Raw genomic sequence first — 17,682 nt, forward strand, 5'->3', positions numbered from 1 at the left:
GCACCTTATAGGTGCAGTTTGTAAAAGTATGCGGTTGGCAAACCGTTTCAATGTGCGAGTAGCACAGCCAGTAACATGCCCTTATAGGGCTAGAGCAAACCACCCGTTTTACGGGTGGTCATGATTTAATTTTATAATTAAGTTATAGTATGATAAATAAAGCGTGATTTATTATAAATAATAAAGTTATAAAAGGTAAGCAATTAATTAAAGGAATATATAAGTTAGTAAATTATATAAGTTGATACTATAAAATAACTATGTTATTCTAGTAAAATGAGGTGAGAAAATGGAATCATTATTAGATTTAATAGAGGATAAAAAAGACGTTTTAAAAACAGCTGAAGTAATGGAGTTTTTAGGTGTTAGTAAACATAAATTAAATAAGTTAATTAAAGATGGTAAAATAGAGGTACATAAAAATGAGAAGAATAGGAATGAATTTTATAAGGACGAAATTGAGAAATATAAAGAGGAGCATGGAGATAGTTTAGAACCTAGAGTAGATGCAAGAAATAATCTAAATGACCTTACAGGAAAAGAGTGGTTACCTGAAACTAAGAGTTTCTGGTATCAAAAAGGCTTAGGAGCTAGTCATCCACATGCTCAAATAGAAAAGCAACATCCAGCGCCATTTTCATTTCAGGATGTACAAAGATTAGTATTATTTTTTACTAAAAAAGGTCAAAAAGTGTTAGATCCATTCAGTGGCACAGGGTCAACTATTAAAGCATGTGCTCTTTCAGAACGTATTGGGGTAGGAATTGAATTATCAAGTCATTGGTGTGATTTATCAAAGCATAGAATTGAATATGAAGTAGGTGAAGGAGAATCATCAAAACATGTTTTTATTAATAAAGATTGTAGAGAAGCTTTAGAAAATATGGAAAATAACAGTATTGATTTAGTTATTACCAGTCCTCCTTATTGGTCGATTCTAAATAAAAAAATAGACCATAAAACTAAAAAAAGAGTTGAAGAAGGATTAGCGACAAATTACTCTGACGATAAGAAAGATTTAGCTAATATAGATGATTATCAAGAGTTTTTAGAAGAATTAAAAGATGTATTTATAAAAAGTGCAAAAGTATTAAAAGACAATAAATATATGTGTATTATTGTATCAGATTTTAGGAATCAATCAGAGTTTGTAAGTTTTCATAGTGATATTATTCAAATTATGAATAAATGTAAAATAGATGATAAACATGAATTAATGCTACAGGGAGTAAAGGCATTATTACAAAATCATAAAAGCTTACTACCTTATGGATATCCTTTCTCATATGTTGAAAATATACATCATCAATATATTTTGATATTTAAAAAACAAGTAAAGAAAGTTAAAAAGAAAGCTAAAGAGAAAAGTAATGGGGGAAGTAAATAGTATGGATTGGGAATATAATAGAATCTATAATGGAAGTTGTGATGATATATTACCTGAAATGTTGAAAAGTGGTTTGAAATTCGACTTAATTCTAACAGACCCTCCATATAACTTAAAGAAAGATTTTGGAAATGATAGTGACAATTTGACACTCCCACAGTTTGTTGAGATAAACAAGCAACGATTAGAAATATGTAAGGAATTACTTACTAAGGATGGAAGTGTAATTTGGTTTGGAATTCATCATTATATTTGTTTTATTCAATGTATTATGTATGAACTAGGCTTATTTTATAGGAGAATGAATATATGGAGATATGAAAATGGATTTTCGCGTTCTAAAAAGGTACCGGGAGCACAATATGAACCATTCTTATGGTTTTCAAAGTCAGATAAGAAATGGACTTATAATGTAGATGATGTTAGGGTGCCGTATAAAAGTGAAGAGAGATTAAAAAATCCGGTATATTATAAGAATTCAAAGGGTGAAACCGTAGAGTGGAGACCAAATCCGTTAGGAGCGATGAGAGGAGATATTTGGGAATTTCCGACATTAGCTGGTAAAATATTTAAAAATGAAAGAACTGAACATCCTACTCAAAAACCAGAGAGTTTAATTACAGAGTTAATAAAAGCATTTTGTCCTAAAAATAAAGATGGATTTTATGAAGGTCTTATTCTAGACCCATTTCATGGCTCAGGAACATTAGGAGTTTGCTGTGAAAAATTAAATAGACAAGGTCATAGAATAAAATGGATTGGGATAGAATTAGAAGAAAAATGGTGTGATGTTGCAGAACAACGTTTGTTAAATATATTGTAGTAGGACTTTGTAATTAAACCCTTAAAGTATATTTTCATTGTAGTTATATTTTAAAAGAAAATATTCATATATTGAATATTTTCTTTTTTTTTTGTTGTATAATAAAACATATACTACATGGAAGGAGTTGACAAATATGATTCGTTTTAGAAACCCAGGGGTACAATTTTCAACACAAATACAGGTTTTAAAAGAGTTATATATAAATTTAAAGGATAAACAACCGTTTACGTTAGATGATATGGCAACTGTAATTGCACAGGGAAAGTTAATGACAGCGTATGGATATGCAGGAACTGAGGCACTAAAATTAAGTAATACTGAAAAGGAAAGTATGAATTCAGCTAAGATGAATGCCAAAATGTATGCAGAAGTATTTAGAATGTTAGGTTGGGTAACACCAAGTGGAACAAAATCATACCCATTAGAATTTACATACATTGGAGCACATATTGCATTGGCAGATGGTGATTCAAAAATGTTGTATGAACAGTGTGTTTTAGGAATTAATAACCCTACAGAATTAAGCGTAAGATTAAGCTATAATGAACAAGTTAGATTTTTTAAGTGTGTACTTCGTAGTTTTGTTGATTTAGATGAAGTTATGTACAAACATGAATTCTGTTTAGGACCAATGAGTGTAGATGATATAAATGATGATGCTTACAAAAAAATGATAGAAAATATAAAGTCCTTACGTGGTGATGATAAAAGGTTGAAAAAGGCTTTTACGGAACTAGCTAAATCATTAGGAATGAAAGAAACACCGGTAGATAATTGTACACGTATACCTGTAGCGCTATTAAAAAGTTGTGGATTAGCTGAAGAATACTCTACAAAGAAATTATATCCTAATAGAACTAAAGTGTGCTTAAAAATTACTACTCATGGGAAAAATGTGTTAAGTAGTTTAATGAAAATGAAGGATTTGAGATTAGATGAATTTAATTCTTATGATGAAGAAGTAAAAATGGCATTGATTAGGCTGGGTATATTTTCTATGTTAAAGCGGGCTGATTATAATATAGAGCCAGTTAAAGAACAGTTTGAAGCTGATGAAAAATTATGTGAAGGCGTATTAGATGGGAAAGAGCTACTATTTTCACCGTATCAAACTATTAGGCATGATTTAATAGATAAGGCTATGGGATTTAAAAAAGTAGATAAAACAAAGAAAAAGGATTTAGACGTATTAGATGAAAATGATAAAAAAATAACCAAAAGAGATGCTGTGAGTATTGTTGAAATGTGGGAGTTAGATGTAGCTACTGCTGCTAGATTAGACTTATTAACATTAGAAGAAGATAGAAGGTTTTTAGATAAGGTCCATAAGCTCTTAAAAAATGGCAAGAATGTTCAAGAAATAGTAGATTATTTATTTAAATATTATAGAACAGCTAAACAAGATACATTTTACCCTTTAATTTCTACTTTGTTTAAAATTATGGGATTTGAATGTAGCTTTTCTAGAGCAGGAGATAATGGAGCTCGTTGGGATGCGATTATAGATGATATACAAAAAAGTATACCAATTGAAATTAAATCTCCAACAGAGGAAGAAAATATTTCAATAAAGGCAATAAGACAAGCCTTAGAGAATAAGATTATTCTTTTATCTAGAAAGACACATGCTACAATTCCGGAAGTAACTTCATTGGCTGTGGGATATTGTTTACCTAATGATAGAGCAGAGGTTGGTAAATTAATCAAAGATTTTAAAAAAACTTATAATGTTAAAATAGGAGTTATAGATTTAAGAACATTATTGAAAATTTCTATAAGTATTTTAGTTGAAGGGGTAGGATTTGACAAAGAAAAACTATATAGTTTGGAGGGGATAATAGGTGCAAATTCTTAATGAGAATAATAAAAGAACAAAATTAGTTTTATTAAAGTATTGGGTGGATAAGATTGAATGCCAACCGCAAAAAAAGACAGTTTTAGACACAGAACAAGGTAAAATAATTTCAGGCTGCTTAAGATGTGATAATCCTAAGTGCATGTATTTTTATGAAGAAAGAATAAAGTGTTCAAGGTTGGATGAGTTTCCAGGTGAGAGGGAAAATAAAGTTTGTCCAGTTGATGCTTTGCTTTGGGATAACCAAAATGAAATACCCATAATAAATCAAAAAAAATGTATAAAGTGCGGTATTTGCGCAAGTGAGTGTCCTATTGGAGCAATTTATTTCAAAGATAATCAGTTTTTGATAAATAACGTTGCAAATTCGCATGAATATATAGAAGTACCTTTTAATTCTGAGGGAGTAAATGCTCAAAGAGAAATTATAAGTGCATTAGAAAAGTTAAAAAAGTATGGGAAACTGATAGATGAAAATGATGCAATAATGCAAATAGTGTATAACAACACAATAGTATCTAAATTAGTACCTGAAAAGTTAATAAGAAATATATTAGTAAGTTTGGGATGTGAGTGCTCAACAAGACGTATAGGCGATGTATATACAAGAATGGATGCAATATATAAAACAACGAGTGGTACCTTTGGAGCTGTAGAGGTTGAATTTGGAACAGATACGCTAGATGCTTCTAGAGCTATATTAGATGATATAGCAGTTTTGGAATCTAGATATGGTATAGATAAAAGTGAAAATATTGCACTTGTAGTATGCTTGTCTCTACCAAACCTAAGGCAAGGCTATTGGCAGGTTATAAAAGATATAAAAAATGTTGTGAATCTAAGAGTAAATACTCAAACATTAGGAGCTATGTTAATTTTACTGTGGAATTTCTCGGAAATAGATTTGAATACGAATGACTATTATTCTGACTATGATACTCCAACTATTAGAAAATATCTTGAAAGAGATTTAGGACGAAAGGTTAGGATATCAGATAAGTTCTTAGGAATACTGGAACCAATAAAATAGGTAGTGTATATTATTAAATAAATTAAATTATAAGTATATATAATAATTATGATAAAGACTCTTACTAAATAAGGTAAGGGTCTTTTTATTAAGGAGATAATAAATTGAAAAAGATAACAAATAAAAAACAAGCAATGCAGCTTGATAAGTACTGTAAGAAAGTAATGGATATTATAGTAGATACCATAATAACATTAGATGAAAACTATGGAAAGGATATAAATGTATATAATAGTTTAGGAGGATGTAAGAAAGTTATTAAATAACTTTAGTGGTTATGTGATAACCAGAAATATTCCAGCGTGCAAAAAGTTTATATAGGACTTTGTAAAAGAAGTTATAGTTTATAAAGAACACATTGAAGTGATATTCAATGTGTCTTTTTATTTTGTTCCAAAATAGTGGAGGGATAGAGGTTATAAGTAAAATTAAAAGGTATCAATTATATGAAAGATATAGTAATAGCTTTTATATTAAGGTTAGTTAAAGTATAAATTAGCATTTTTATAAGCAAAATATATGATATTACATTTTTATAACAATTTATATTTAAAATATTACAAATAAGTAATATATATGATTTATTTATTATATTTAGTGATATAATATTATTTATATAAACTATAAAAAAAGGTGGGATAATATGCAATTGAAATTTGAATTACTTAATAAAGGAGATTCTGTCGTTAATGCATGGGATAATAAAATAGCAATTAAGAGGAAAAATGGTGAAGTGGAGATTTTTTCATTTGACTATGATGAAGATAACCTTCCAAGATTATTAAAACAAACGATACTAATAACTTACGGAACTGGATCAATATCTGTAAAAAGTTATGATAAGAACATAGAAATAGGCACATTTTAGGAGCTGGATTCATGGCATGTTCAATTTGTGGAAAAGCAGGTCATAATGCTCGAAATTGTCCTAGTAAACATGAACAGGATCAGAAAGACCAGGCATTATGGGTAAAGTTTGATAATATATCCGAAGGTGAAGCTACTGATTTACTTTATGAAATTATGAAAAATAAAAATAAAATAGCTCCAGATGCTAGAGGAACATTTGCAAAAGCAAATAAAAAGCAATTACCTTCAGAAATAAAAAAAGCACTACAGTTAATTGGTGATAAGGATGAGTAAAAGGAGAAATTCTAATCATTTAAATGCACAAAAACAAGGGAAACAGTTAGATGAATATATGTGTTTTTTTTGTTTAACTGTATGTAAGGGAAATCACGGACATCATATAATTTTATATAGCGAAAATGGAGATGGCAGTATTAATAACATAATTACATTATGTCCTGACTGCCATAGAAAGTATCATAATGGAAGGCTAAAAATAGAGATTGGAAGATTTTAGAGTTAATAGTATAATGTTTTTGTCTGTATTTAGCTTAATTATATAGTCTAGTGGTGGGTTTTAAAGGTTATGCTTCGCCTCCACCAAATAAGAACAGTAAAAGTGATACAATGGAAAAACTTGATTTCAGGGGTTTGACCATTGTTTTGATTTTCATGGGGAATTTTTAAAAGGACAAAAAGAAGAATTTAAAAATGAACTACTAAATTTAGAAAATGTAAGATTATTGGATGGCTACAGTGTAACTATAAGCTTGAAAACTGGTAAAAAGCTTTAAAAATACCATTTTTTAATATGGATGATGGATTTATAAGCGAAGATATAGTAGATAAAAAATAATTTACTACTGACTAGTGGAGTTTAGGGAGTAGGAGAATTGTTTTATGTTCCACAAATTGACTCTAATGATAGAGGAGAAGTGTGGATGAGAGACTTTAAGCCATTTCAAGTTGCATTTGTAGATATAGATTATTATAAAGAATTAATAAAAAAATTTTCAATAGATGAATGGTTAGATTTAATTATATCAAGTATGGGGTTTAATCCAAATGTATATTCTGAATAGCAAAAGATAGTATTAATAACTAGAATTTTACCAATGATTGAACCAAGTATAAATTTAGTATGGGTAATACAGAGGCTACAGAAGAAGCTGGATTTGGTATGCTTGGTAATATAACTTTGGATGAGAAAAAAACTTGTATATAATGATGAAGGGATTTTTAAAGAGATACCAAATTTCTTATAAGAAACATCATTTATAGATAGAATACATGGAATAATACCAGGGTGGGAAATGCCAAGAATATATAAGGACGCACCTTCATCATACTTAGGATTTAAGGGTGATTTCTTTTCAGAAATACTTCATTCTTTAAGAAGTGATATTTATTATACAGACTATGTTAATTTAAATATGAAATTAGAAAATTGTAATGATCTAAGGGATAGAAAAGTAATAACAAGATTAGCTACTGGATATTTAAAAATATTATTTCCAGATTTAAAACTAATTAATAGCGAATTTAATAAATACTGTGTGAAACCAGCAGTTGAATTAAGGCAGCGAGTTAGAGATGAATTATACAAAATGGATAAAGAGTATAAAAAAGTTTCAATAGAAGTTAGTGAAAGCTAATCACATAAGTTAAGTGATTATAAGATATATCTTAAAGTAAATTATTCACGAAGTACATTAATTTAAGAAGCCATCGGTTATTTTAATCGGTGGTTTTCTTTTATAAACTATTAAACTTTATTAATCATAATAATATAGAAAGTGAAAAACACTTCTGATATTGTATAATTATAGTAAATAAATGAAATAGCAGCTTATGTAATTACTAAGTTCTTAGTAGATACAAAGTAAGATAATAATGAGGGTGAAGATAAGTGATTGCAGAATTACATGGGAAAATTAGTAGTAGAGGGACAAACTTAAGAGAAACATTAGAAGATAATTTAACAGGTAACTTTTTTGGATCTTTAAGATATATTCCTTTTAGTAAAGGGATTAAAAAAATATTACTTCAAGTTATTGGAGAAAATAATTTTAACCAATACGAAGTAGAAGAGTGGGCAGAAAGAATTAAATTTTGGCCATATCATAATGATGGTGAAGTAGATTTAGTTATTAATCTAAAGTTAGTTACTATTGCTATAGAAGTTAAATATAATAGTGGATTATCTTCAGATGATGAAGTATTGAACGATGACGAGAACATAGAGAAAAGTAGAAATCAATTAGCTAAGGAGTCACGAATAGTTAAAGAGTTAGCAGAAGTTAATGGAACAAATCCTATTCTATTATTCATTGCTAAAGAAAATGAAGGTAAAGAAATTGTAAGTAATGTAATTAATAGAAATATAATTGAAGAAGGTGTAACATTTAAATTTATTTCATGGGAAGACATATGTTTAATAACAGAAGAAATATATAAGAGTACGAAATTAAACTACTTTGAAAAGTTAGTTATTGAAGATATATATAAGCTTTTGGTAAGAAAAGGCTTTAATAGTTTTAAGGACTTTAAGAGTAGAGCTAATAACAAAGTAATTGGTAAAGATAAGTTTTATATATTTAAAGTTGGTAAAAATGCAAAATATAGTGATAAATTTAAGTTTATAAGTGATGTTGAAATAGAAAAGGATGGATATTATGAATTCGTATAGTGAAAATATAAAAAATGCATTTGCAGTAGTGTATAACACATTAGAAAATGTTAAAAAACTGATGGAGTATTGTGATAAGGTTGCAGAAAGTAACGGATATTATGCATGTACGCCAAAGTTTTTAAGGAACAACACAGATGGCAGTATTGATGGTTGGGTATATAATAAATTTTTTAAGGTATATCAAAGTGGTGAAGATGAAGAGTTAGAAAATGGCTGGAGGAATGGACCGCTATATGTACTAGAAATAAATCTTGAAGAAGCACCATCATACTATGTGTCTAAATTTGAATATGAAGATATAAAAGGCTGGAAAGGTGGGATATCTCCGTCATCGTGGTGGGCATTTTATTTTCCAATGGATATTAGTGATAATAGAATAGAATTTAATAAAGTAGATGATATTTATACAGTAGGGGTACCAAAAGGACCATACAAAAAATCTTATTGGGGGCTTGAAAGAACTATTTTTAAAAGTGGATATTTAATAGAACTTAATAGTGACAATGTTAATACTAATATTTTTGGAGAATTTAATAAATTAAAAGAAAACTAATATTATGATAATATAGTTATATAAAAGTAAGTTTTTAAAATTGATGCATTATAAGGGGAGAGGGCCGTTATGGACATAACTAAAATTATGAATAACTTAAGCAATAAAAGAAAATATTTGTACTAGAAGCAGAAATAAGACTAGAATACTGCCCTTTAGATATTGATCCATAAATGCATATAGATATATAAGTTAAAATAGGACAAGGTGTTTATCCTATAGAATTAAAATATATGACTAAACCATGTGATGTTACTGTAGATTATGAAAGATATATTTTAAAGGATCAAGGAGCTTAGGATATTAAAAGATATTTCTAGAGTAGAAATATTATTAGAAACTATGGATAACTTCAAAGAAGGATAGTGGATAGCTATCACAAATGGCCCAAGCTATTTGAATACAAGTAGCAATAATACATGTGATGATGAATTTAGAATTAATCATAATAGTATTAAAGAAGGTAAGTTAGAATGGGAACCACGTACAGGAAAGGGTACAAATAAAAATAGAGAAGAAGCTTTAATACTTAAAAATAGATATTATAGTTATTTGCAAGAGTATAGCAACAAAAATAATATTATGTTTTTAATAAAACATTGGAGTTAATTTATATGAATAAAGAAATAAATATATTTAAAGTTTCAAATTACGATAAGTTTAAGTGTACAGCTGATAGATGTAAGTTTACATGTTGGAAGGATGGGGTATTAGTATAGACACTAATATTTATAATAAATAGAAAAAGTAAACGATGATTCAAATAATCTTTTAAATAATGTAAAAGTAAAAAAATGTTATAATAAGGCAGAGTATTCTATAAATAAATTTTATTAATAGGTGTGGAGTTTTAAAAATTATTTAATGTTACAATAGATAATTTAATAAATCATTCAGAGAAGAAGTCATGGATAACAACACCACCTAGAAGAAAACACTTTTTTGAAACTGTTGTAGTTGGAGAGAATGGACAAGTTATTATACCTGAAAAAGCAAGAGAGAGATGTAATATTAATGTAGGTAATTAAGTAGTATTTTTTTATTCTATAAGAAGTTATATATGTCAGTAATATTGATAAAAAACAAATTTAAATTAATATTTAAAATTTATCTATAATTTTAGGCTGTAATACTAAGAATAATATAGTATTCAATGACAAATATAAATATTATAAGAGGTGAAAAAAATGAGTAATAAACATAAAAATAGTAAGAAAAAAATGGCATCTTTAGGGCTTAGAAAAGATGAAAATGGAGATTATAAATATATTGATCCTAATGATACAACTTCAGAATTTGTTCCAGTAAGAAATAATATATCAAAGTCTACAAAGCATTAATGAGTATACATAAAAACTATATTAATATTCCTTTAGATTAGTCTAGGGGATTTTTTGTTTAATAATCATGTAAAATTCTAAACTAAAATAATTAAATCTAATCCTGAAACGCTGTTAAAAAATAATCTATCATATACTTATTATGTACAATTAAAAATATGGGAGCAGAAGGGTAGTAAAATATAAAAAAATAATTATTAAATGTTTAGCTATCTTTATGATTATTTAGGTATAGTTGAATGTACAAGTAGTGGGGTAGCTTTAAGTCAGGTACATATACTGGAAAATTAGCAGGAAAAATGGTGATGTTAAAGTAGAATTTAGTAACATAATTAGCAATATGTAATATATTATATTGTAAAGAAAATTAAAATAATAAGGAGGTAACTCAATATGTCAAATTGTTGTTGTCCAGATCATGAACTATTAGAATTTAGATCATTAATATTTAATGGTGGAAGTATGAATGATGGTACTGAGAGTATACCTGATACTGTACCACTAGGAAGCGCTAATTCTAGTATCAGTATATTGGGATGGCTTTTGCCTCAAGGTGATACAGATGAATATTCATTAACTTTTAGTGTACCAAGAGATGCTCGCAATAAATGGCAAAGAGCTAAAGTGTTTGTTCATTTATTAACTGATAATTCAAATACACCAACTGGAAATATGTTTGCAATTAGACTTTCATCATTATTCACTAGAGCTAATGGTGTAGTAAATGCAGCTAATATAATGGTTAATAATAGTGGAAATATCCCAATTCAAAACTCACCTGGAAATTTCCAATATAATCATTATGTTTTAGAGTTTGACTTAGACGATATTATTAGAGCAGAAGATTTTGCATTATTAAGCGTTGCTCGTATAGCAGTTAATAATGACTATGCTGGTGCATTACTTTTAACTAGTATAGAATTTAGGTATTTAAGCGACGAAGCATAAAAATTAATTTAAAAACAAGACTAGCTAATCAAAGTGACTATTAAAAAGTATTTTACTTGAAATTTTGCATGACAAATAAACTCTTATAAAACACGTATAATTACAGAAAATATAAATAATTAAGCTGTATGGTTAAGATACATTTTAGAATGTATTTTCTCATACGGCTTTTAATTTTTTATTACCCAAATAAAAATGATACTTAAATATTTGCTTTTCATAATAGTAGATATAATTAAAGTAATTAAATTAGTTAATAATATTTTCCTATAAATAATTTCATATGTAATATAAATTAAGTAGATAAGAAAAAAGAAGGCTGATATAATATTTTTTAGAATGTTTGTTCAATGTCTAGAAGATGTAATTCATATCTTATAAAAGTGGGATATAATAGTATCTACAATATTGGGCAAGATCAGCTAAAGATTAGAGAGGTTAAAACTCTCTTTGATTAAGTTTCAGTTATAAAGGAGTTAACAAATGAAATATTATTTAGCACCAATGGAAGGAATTACAGGATACATATATAGAAATACTTATGAGAAATTTTTTCATAATATTGATAAATATTTTACACCATTTATTGTTCCAAATAACAGTAGAAGCCTAAAAACTAAAGAATTAAGAGATATTTTGCCTGAAAATAATGAGGGAATGAATATAGTTCCTCAAATACTTACGAATGATTCAGAAGGTTTTATCTTTACTTCTAGAAAGTTACAACAATTAGGTTATAATGAGATTAATTTAAATTTAGGATGTCCTGCTGGAACAGTTGTATCCAAAGGTAGGGGTTCAGGATTTCTAGCAAAAAGGGAAGAACTTGATAAGTTTTTAGATGAAATATATAAAATAGATGATATGAAAATTTCTATAAAAACTAGAATAGGAAAAGAGAGCCCAGAAGAATTTTATGAGCTAATAAAAATTTATAATAAATATCCCTTAGAAGAATTAATTATACATCCTAGAACTCAAAAAGATTTTTATGGAAACAAGCCGAACTTAGAGGTATTTAAAGATGCACTATCATTAAGTAATAGTCCAGTATGTTATAATGGAGATATTTTTACAAAAAGTGATTATAATAAATTAATAAAAGCGTTTCCGGAAGTAGATACAGTAATGCTAGGAAGAGGGTTACTAGCTAACCCAGGATTAATGAATGAGATTAAAGAGAATACTTTCATAGATAAGAAAGTATTGAAAGATTTTCATGATGAAATTTTTAATACATATAGAGAAGTATTCAATGAAGATAGAAATGCAATACTTAGAATGAAAGAGTTATGGGGATATATGATTTACATATTTTCAGATAATAAAAAATACGCTAAAAGAATAAAAAAGTCACAAAAAATAAGTGATTATAATGAAGCAGTAACAAGTTTATTTAATGATCAGGATATTATAGAGGGTGCTGGATTATTTAGTAATCAGTATTAAAAAATATATATGTTTTATTAGAAAGTAGAATTAATGAAAATAATAAAAAATGAAATTGAAATAAATTTATATTATTTAATGTTTTTAAACATAACTTTTAATTTCAATAATAAGACCCACGACAATACAAAGAGATTTTGTCGTGGGTTATTTTAATTTCTAGGAACTTAGAAAAATATTTTATATTAAAAAATATTTTATATTAAAAAATATTTTATATTTGTAATTACTAGTAAAGAAGAATTTTATATTAAAATTAAACTTTGAATACATATTTTTTATATGATTAACCTTTTGGTTTAAATATCATTGCAGCAATAAATCCAAAGACTATTGCAGCAGAAACTCCTCCACTGACTGTTCCTAAAAGACCAGTAAATATTCCTATAAAGCCCGTTTGCTGAGCTTCAGTTATAGCTGCTGTTACAAGGGTATTACCAAAACTACTTATAGGTATAAATGCTCCTGCACCTGCAAACTTAACTAAAGGATCATATAGACCAAAGCCACCTAAAATTGTACCAATAACAACTAGGGTACAAGTTGTGTGTGCTGGGGTGATTTTCAAAGTATCCATTATAAGTTGCCCAATAACACAAATAAGACCACCTATGATAAAAGCAAAAATAAATTTTTCCATAACGTAACTCACACCTTCTTTTTACATTTCTATAGAAACAGCATGTGCAATACTAGGTATGCTTTCCTTTTGTTGATAGGATATAGGAGACATTAAAGCACCTGTTGCAACAATTAATATTTTCTTTAGTTCTCCTTTTCGCATACGATTAAGTAAATGCCCATAAGTTACAGTAGCAGAACAACCACATCCACTACCACCAGAAAAGCTTGGTTGCTCTTTTGTATATATTAAAAGTCCGCAATCTGTAAATATGTCTGTTGGCATATCTATACCATGTTTTTTTAATAAAGCATTAGCAATTTCATGCCCAACTTTACCTAAATCACCAGTAGCAATAAGATCATAATGAGAAGCATCAATATTCAAATCTCTAAAGTGAGCTTCAATGGTATCTACAGCTGCTGGTGCCATAGCTGCTCCAACGTTATAGGGATCAGAAATGCCCATATCTACTACTTTGCCTATTGTGGCAGAAGTTATTTTAGGCCCATCGCCACTTTCTCCAAGGATTGCAGCTCCAGCTCCAGTTACTGTCCATTGAGCACTAGGTGGTCTTTGTACACCATAGTCTGTAGGATATCTAAATTGTTTTTCAGCAGCTGCATTATGACTACTTGCTGATGCTATAACGTATTTAGCTGCTTTACTTTCTATTAATTGAGCTGCTAATGATAAACTTTCCATAGAGCTAGAGCAAGCTCCAAATACTCCTAAAAAAGGTATCCCTAAGGTTCTTGCAGTAAAGCTACTAGAAATTATTTGATTCATTAAATCTCCACTTATAAAAAAGTTAATATCTTCTTTTCTTAGACTAGATTTTTCTATTGCTCTTTGACAAGCATGTTCAAGCATAACTTTTTCTGCTTTTTCATAGCTATCTTGCCCAAGCCATAAATCTTCATAAAGTATATCAAAATCATTAGCTAAAGCACCATTACCTTCGAAAGGACCACCGACAGCTGCAGAAGCTAATATTGTAGGCTTAGAATTAAAAATCCAAGATTGATGTCCTTTAAGCATTTACATCGCCCCCAACCATAGTATTGTCATTTTTATTGTAGCAACTATAAAAGCAGCAAAAACTCCATAAACAACAATAGCACCTGCGAGACTGAACATATTCCCGGCTACTCCAAGTACAAATCCTTCACTTTTATGTTCAATTGATGCAGAAGCTATAGAATTGGCAAATCCAGTAATAGGAACGGCAGTTCCACATCCAGCCCATTGACTAAGATGATCATAAACTCCAAGACCGGTAAATAAAACTGCAAAAAAGATTAAAACTATGGAGGTAGGGGCCATTGATGTCTTTTCATCAAAATTTAAATAGTTAATAAATATCCACTGTAATCCTTGAGCAATTGTGCATATTGCACCACCTACTATAAAAGCTCTAATACAGTTAGTAAAAATAGGTCTTTTAGGTTCTATACTAGTTACTAATTCATCATATTGCTGCTGAGCTGTGGACATTCTTTTCTTTTTCATATTTGACATTTATTTCACCCTCTAACGTAATAAATATGGTTCTAATTTTTTTATGACTCTTTCTAATTTTTTAGCATTTTGTAAGTACATGGATTTTGCATCTTCATCATCACAATCTAAAGAAAATGACATAAGATCTGCTTGACTTTTTTGAATACTAGCATATACCATTTCTTTAACCTGTGGTTTAGGGACCTGTATCATATCATCAAAAAGATCAACATATAAGTCTCCAGAAGAATCTACTTGACCAAGAAAAACATTTTCAAGAGAAACTCCTTTGATTTCTAGCTGAGTTGTAAGCCAGCTACGATTTAATCCAGCATTAGTAAGTCCTTGATTTAATATATTTCCATCTAAAATAACTACTTGTGGTTCAGTTTTAGAGCCTACTTGTTTTCCTAGATCATATGGAGTAACAGGTTTCTTATCAGCTTTTAAGCTAACATTTATATCTCCGTTTGTTTCTAGTATGGCAAATTCAACATCAGCTAAGTTAAATGCTTTTTTTGAACGCATTTCTTGTAGAAATTCTTGACCTGTAATTCTTTCTTTAGATAAGTTATCTTCCATGATTTTACCGTTTTTAACTAATACTCTTTTTTTACTATGTATTAGGTTATAAATCCACTTGCTCCTCATGGAAACATAATCTAAAATAAGAGGCATAAGTGCCCAAACTGCAAGTGTAATTAGTCCAAAGTAATTATTATTAAGTATATTTAAGGAAATTAAAGTAATTATAATAGCAATGACAGCATAAGAAATAAAGTCAAAAGGAGTAGCCCTAGATAAGTTTTTTTTCTTCATATATTTTGTTATAACTATTGTTAAAAAAAATAAAACTATTGAATTAAATAATATTATTAACCAAGAATTCATAATCCACCTCACTTAGTTACCTTTGTATTGGGGTTCCTCAAACTCCATAAGTCCTATTCTTTTTTCTAAATCAGTTTTGATTTTATTTATTTCTTCAGATGCGAGATTATAAATAGCTCTAGCTTCCTTGTCACGTTCCTGTAATGAGTACATTTTTAAAGTAGCTTCGGCTCCTTTTAGTGTAGTTAATGTTTGTTTTACTTTTGAAATCGCAGTCATAAAAATTCTCCTTTGTATTTATTAAATTGATTTCTAATTTACTTTAACCAATAAGCCTACTTTTAATTCATTTCTTACTATAAGTGCTTACTTATAGCATTAAAGGTAATTTAATAAATATAGAGTAAATTTGAAAGGAATATATTTCATTATCAATAATTTGAATATTTAAATTGATTACGAACAAAAATATAGGTGCGATAAAAAATTATAAAGGAGGAACTTTTATGCCAACAGGGACTAAACTTGAGACAGCATTAGCTAGTGCTAAAGGATTAGCTGCTGATATGAAGACATTTTCTTTAGATACAGATAGTCAAGAAGCAAAACAAATATTTAATCAACTTGCAAGTAAAATGGAAGAGGTAGAACAAACTATTCATTCAAGACTTGATTTTGTGAAACAAGAAGAGCCTCAATATAATAAATAATGAATGTACTCCCATATCTAGTTGAATTAATATTTTATAGATATAGGAGTATATTTATTTATAATAGTTCCTATATTATGTTAAAATATTTTTAGAATTTATAATGAACTTTGATGGTATTTAGAGGGGACTAGATGATGGACAAGGTAAAGCTAAGAGAAGAAGTTAAGCATGGAACAGATAGGTTTCCATTAGCAAGTTATAAGTGGAATAACAAAAGAGAGTTTTTCGTTAAACTTCATTGGCATGATGAGATAGAATTAATATTTTTTAAGAAGGGGAAATTTACTGTATATATTAACATGCTAAAGTACGAAATCAATGCTCCCTTATTTATGTTTATTACCTCAGGAGATATTCATTCAATTATTGGTGAAGAAGGGTGCAGAGAAAGTGCTTTAGTTTTTGATTTAAAGATGCTTAGTTTTGAGTATTTTGATGGAATACAATATGAGATTATTAGACCATTAATTGAAAAAAAGATACAGTTTCCACAGTTTATTTTCAAGGATGATAGTATATGGAATGAACTGCAAAGAATATATAAAGGAATAATGAAAGAGCCCAGAAATGATGGATTAGGTGCATGTATTAGGATTAAATCATATATGTATGAACTTATTGCTCTCTTATATGAAAATAAAAAGTTTAAGTATTTAGATGATATTAAGAAAGATGAAACTTACAAAATATCAAATGTTAAAAAGGTTTTGACATATATACATGATAATTATAAACATAAAATATATACAGATGATCTGGCAAAATTAATAGGTATGAATACGCAGTACTTTTGTAGATACTTTAAGAAGTTAGTAGGTAAAACACCTACTAAATATATTAATGAAATCCGTATTGAAAAAGCTACAGAGATGTTAGCTAAGACAGATAGAAAGATTATAGATATTGCTATGTCTTGTGGATATGATAATATTGGGTATTTCATTAAACGTTTTGATGAGCATAAACATATGACTCCATCAGAATATAGGAAACAAATAAAGATGTCAAAATAGTATAATGTTTTGTCAAAATTAAATAAGAAACATCCCTAATATGTATTTATAATGTAATTATAAATTGAAAA

The 17,682-nt window shown here is 28.3% G+C and carries 23 protein-coding genes; 18 read left to right on the forward strand and 5 right to left on the reverse strand.

All coding sequences use genetic code 11. From position 1 onward, the window contains the following. Positions 1–289 precede the first annotated feature (289 nt). From K5V21_RS15355 to K5V21_RS15430, 16 genes are all read left to right on the forward strand, one after another. Entirely contained in the window at positions 290–1,387 is a 1,098-nt protein-coding gene (locus K5V21_RS15355; RefSeq protein WP_221862040.1) for a DNA methyltransferase, read from the forward strand. Between the two features lies 1 nt (position 1,388). Beyond that, a complete protein-coding gene (locus K5V21_RS15360) occupies positions 1,389–2,210 on the forward strand; it encodes a DNA-methyltransferase (protein ID WP_221862042.1) in 822 nt (273 codons plus the stop codon). A gap of 136 nt (positions 2,211–2,346) precedes the next feature. Beyond that, positions 2,347–4,068, forward strand: a complete 1,722-nt coding sequence (locus tag K5V21_RS15365) for a hypothetical protein (RefSeq protein ID WP_221862044.1) — start codon at positions 2,347–2,349, stop codon at positions 4,066–4,068. Continuing rightward, positions 4,055–5,098, forward strand: a complete 1,044-nt coding sequence (locus K5V21_RS15370; protein ID WP_221862046.1) for a 4Fe-4S binding protein — start codon at positions 4,055–4,057, stop codon at positions 5,096–5,098. The genes K5V21_RS15365 and K5V21_RS15370 overlap by 14 nt, the downstream gene beginning before the upstream one ends. A gap of 104 nt (positions 5,099–5,202) precedes the next feature. Beyond that, entirely contained in the window at positions 5,203–5,364 is a 162-nt protein-coding gene (locus tag K5V21_RS19410) for a hypothetical protein (protein ID WP_245000744.1), read from the forward strand. A 377-nt stretch (positions 5,365–5,741) separates the two neighbouring features. Continuing rightward, on the forward strand, positions 5,742–5,966 hold the full coding sequence (locus K5V21_RS15380; RefSeq protein ID WP_221862048.1) for a hypothetical protein: 225 nt from the start codon (positions 5,742–5,744) through the stop codon (positions 5,964–5,966). Positions 5,967–5,977: 11 nt separating this feature from the next. Next, entirely contained in the window at positions 5,978–6,241 is a 264-nt protein-coding gene (locus tag K5V21_RS15385; protein ID WP_221862049.1) for a C2HC-type zinc finger protein, read from the forward strand. Further along, positions 6,234–6,464 (forward strand): HNH endonuclease, encoded by a 231-nt coding sequence (locus K5V21_RS15390; RefSeq protein ID WP_221862050.1) that lies wholly within the window; start codon positions 6,234–6,236, stop codon positions 6,462–6,464. The genes K5V21_RS15385 and K5V21_RS15390 overlap by 8 nt, the downstream gene beginning before the upstream one ends. A 376-nt stretch (positions 6,465–6,840) precedes the next feature. Further along, on the forward strand, positions 6,841–7,029 hold the full coding sequence (locus K5V21_RS15395) for a BREX system Lon protease-like protein BrxL (RefSeq protein ID WP_221862051.1): 189 nt from the start codon (positions 6,841–6,843) through the stop codon (positions 7,027–7,029). 195 nt (positions 7,030–7,224) lie between these two features. Continuing rightward, entirely contained in the window at positions 7,225–7,602 is a 378-nt protein-coding gene (locus K5V21_RS15400) for a BREX system Lon protease-like protein BrxL (RefSeq protein ID WP_307495042.1), read from the forward strand. Positions 7,603–7,856: 254 nt separating this feature from the next. Next, on the forward strand, positions 7,857–8,636 hold the full coding sequence (locus K5V21_RS15405) for a hypothetical protein (RefSeq protein WP_221862052.1): 780 nt from the start codon (positions 7,857–7,859) through the stop codon (positions 8,634–8,636). Continuing rightward, a complete protein-coding gene (locus tag K5V21_RS15410) occupies positions 8,623–9,192 on the forward strand; it encodes a hypothetical protein (protein ID WP_221862053.1) in 570 nt (189 codons plus the stop codon). The genes K5V21_RS15405 and K5V21_RS15410 overlap by 14 nt, the downstream gene beginning before the upstream one ends. Positions 9,193–9,588: 396 nt before the next feature. Next, a complete protein-coding gene (locus K5V21_RS15415) occupies positions 9,589–9,801 on the forward strand; it encodes a hypothetical protein (RefSeq protein ID WP_221862054.1) in 213 nt (70 codons plus the stop codon). Between the two features lie 578 nt (positions 9,802–10,379). After that, on the forward strand, positions 10,380–10,532 hold the full coding sequence (locus K5V21_RS15420) for a hypothetical protein (protein ID WP_204594898.1): 153 nt from the start codon (positions 10,380–10,382) through the stop codon (positions 10,530–10,532). 393 nt (positions 10,533–10,925) lie between these two features. Further along, a complete protein-coding gene (locus tag K5V21_RS15425; protein WP_204594899.1) occupies positions 10,926–11,480 on the forward strand; it encodes a hypothetical protein in 555 nt (184 codons plus the stop codon). A 483-nt stretch (positions 11,481–11,963) separates the two neighbouring features. After that, positions 11,964–12,929 (forward strand): tRNA dihydrouridine synthase, encoded by a 966-nt coding sequence (locus K5V21_RS15430; protein ID WP_221862055.1) that lies wholly within the window; start codon positions 11,964–11,966, stop codon positions 12,927–12,929. 286 nt (positions 12,930–13,215) lie between these two features. Here the strand turns inward: K5V21_RS15430 and spoVAE are convergent, their stop codons facing one another. Genes spoVAE through K5V21_RS15455 form a run of 5 tightly spaced genes read right to left on the reverse strand, consistent with a single transcriptional unit; the run spans position 13,216 to position 16,164 of the window. Then, positions 13,216–13,569: a stage V sporulation protein AE gene (spoVAE, locus tag K5V21_RS15435; RefSeq protein ID WP_221862056.1), complete on the reverse strand. Its 354-nt coding sequence runs from the start codon at positions 13,567–13,569 to the stop codon at positions 13,216–13,218. Positions 13,570–13,590: 21 nt separating this feature from the next. Further along, positions 13,591–14,592 carry a stage V sporulation protein AD gene (spoVAD, locus tag K5V21_RS15440; protein ID WP_221862057.1) on the reverse strand — a complete coding sequence of 334 codons (1,002 nt, stop codon included), beginning with the start codon at positions 14,590–14,592 and terminating at the stop codon, positions 13,591–13,593. Then, complete coding sequence (gene spoVAC, locus K5V21_RS15445) at positions 14,593–15,072, reverse strand: stage V sporulation protein AC (protein ID WP_221862058.1); 480 nt, start codon at positions 15,070–15,072, stop codon at positions 14,593–14,595. Between the two features lie 12 nt (positions 15,073–15,084). Further along, positions 15,085–15,945, reverse strand: coding sequence for a DUF421 domain-containing protein (locus tag K5V21_RS15450; RefSeq protein WP_221862059.1), 861 nt, complete (start codon positions 15,943–15,945; stop codon positions 15,085–15,087). 12 nt (positions 15,946–15,957) lie between these two features. Continuing rightward, positions 15,958–16,164, reverse strand: a complete 207-nt coding sequence (locus K5V21_RS15455; protein WP_221862060.1) for a DUF1657 domain-containing protein — start codon at positions 16,162–16,164, stop codon at positions 15,958–15,960. Positions 16,165–16,391: 227 nt separating this feature from the next. Between K5V21_RS15455 and K5V21_RS15460 the strand changes: the two genes are divergently transcribed. After that, on the forward strand, positions 16,392–16,595 hold the full coding sequence (locus K5V21_RS15460; protein WP_221862061.1) for a DUF1657 domain-containing protein: 204 nt from the start codon (positions 16,392–16,394) through the stop codon (positions 16,593–16,595). A 134-nt stretch (positions 16,596–16,729) separates the two neighbouring features. After that, positions 16,730–17,611, forward strand: coding sequence for an AraC family transcriptional regulator (locus K5V21_RS15465; RefSeq protein WP_245000745.1), 882 nt, complete (start codon positions 16,730–16,732; stop codon positions 17,609–17,611). The last annotated feature ends 71 nt before the right edge of the window (positions 17,612–17,682 follow it).

The sequence above is a fragment of the Clostridium sardiniense genome (assembly GCF_019753795.1).
GTDB lineage: Bacteria > Bacillota > Clostridia > Clostridiales > Clostridiaceae > Clostridium > Clostridium sardiniense.

Coding starts and splice junctions, on each gene's coding strand:
- K5V21_RS15355 (WP_221862040.1), top strand. CDS start 290: ATGGAATCATTATTAGATTTAATAGAGGATAAAAAAGACGTTTTAAAA.
- K5V21_RS15360 (WP_221862042.1), top strand. CDS start 1,389: ATGGATTGGGAATATAATAGAATCTATAATGGAAGTTGTGATGATATA.
- K5V21_RS15365 (WP_221862044.1), top strand. CDS start 2,347: ATGATTCGTTTTAGAAACCCAGGGGTACAATTTTCAACACAAATACAG.
- K5V21_RS15380 (WP_221862048.1), top strand. CDS start 5,742: ATGCAATTGAAATTTGAATTACTTAATAAAGGAGATTCTGTCGTTAAT.
- K5V21_RS15385 (WP_221862049.1), top strand. CDS start 5,978: ATGGCATGTTCAATTTGTGGAAAAGCAGGTCATAATGCTCGAAATTGT.
- K5V21_RS15390 (WP_221862050.1), top strand. CDS start 6,234: ATGAGTAAAAGGAGAAATTCTAATCATTTAAATGCACAAAAACAAGGG.
- K5V21_RS15410 (WP_221862053.1), top strand. CDS start 8,623: ATGAATTCGTATAGTGAAAATATAAAAAATGCATTTGCAGTAGTGTAT.
- K5V21_RS15420 (WP_204594898.1), top strand. CDS start 10,380: ATGAGTAATAAACATAAAAATAGTAAGAAAAAAATGGCATCTTTAGGG.
- K5V21_RS15425 (WP_204594899.1), top strand. CDS start 10,926: ATGTCAAATTGTTGTTGTCCAGATCATGAACTATTAGAATTTAGATCA.
- K5V21_RS15430 (WP_221862055.1), top strand. CDS start 11,964: ATGAAATATTATTTAGCACCAATGGAAGGAATTACAGGATACATATAT.
- spoVAE (WP_221862056.1), bottom strand. CDS start 13,569: ATGGAAAAATTTATTTTTGCTTTTATCATAGGTGGTCTTATTTGTGTT.
- spoVAD (WP_221862057.1), bottom strand. CDS start 14,592: ATGCTTAAAGGACATCAATCTTGGATTTTTAATTCTAAGCCTACAATA.
- spoVAC (WP_221862058.1), bottom strand. CDS start 15,072: ATGTCAAATATGAAAAAGAAAAGAATGTCCACAGCTCAGCAGCAATAT.
- K5V21_RS15450 (WP_221862059.1), bottom strand. CDS start 15,945: ATGAATTCTTGGTTAATAATATTATTTAATTCAATAGTTTTATTTTTT.
- K5V21_RS15455 (WP_221862060.1), bottom strand. CDS start 16,164: ATGACTGCGATTTCAAAAGTAAAACAAACATTAACTACACTAAAAGGA.
- K5V21_RS15460 (WP_221862061.1), top strand. CDS start 16,392: ATGCCAACAGGGACTAAACTTGAGACAGCATTAGCTAGTGCTAAAGGA.
- K5V21_RS15465 (WP_245000745.1), top strand. CDS start 16,730: ATGATGGACAAGGTAAAGCTAAGAGAAGAAGTTAAGCATGGAACAGAT.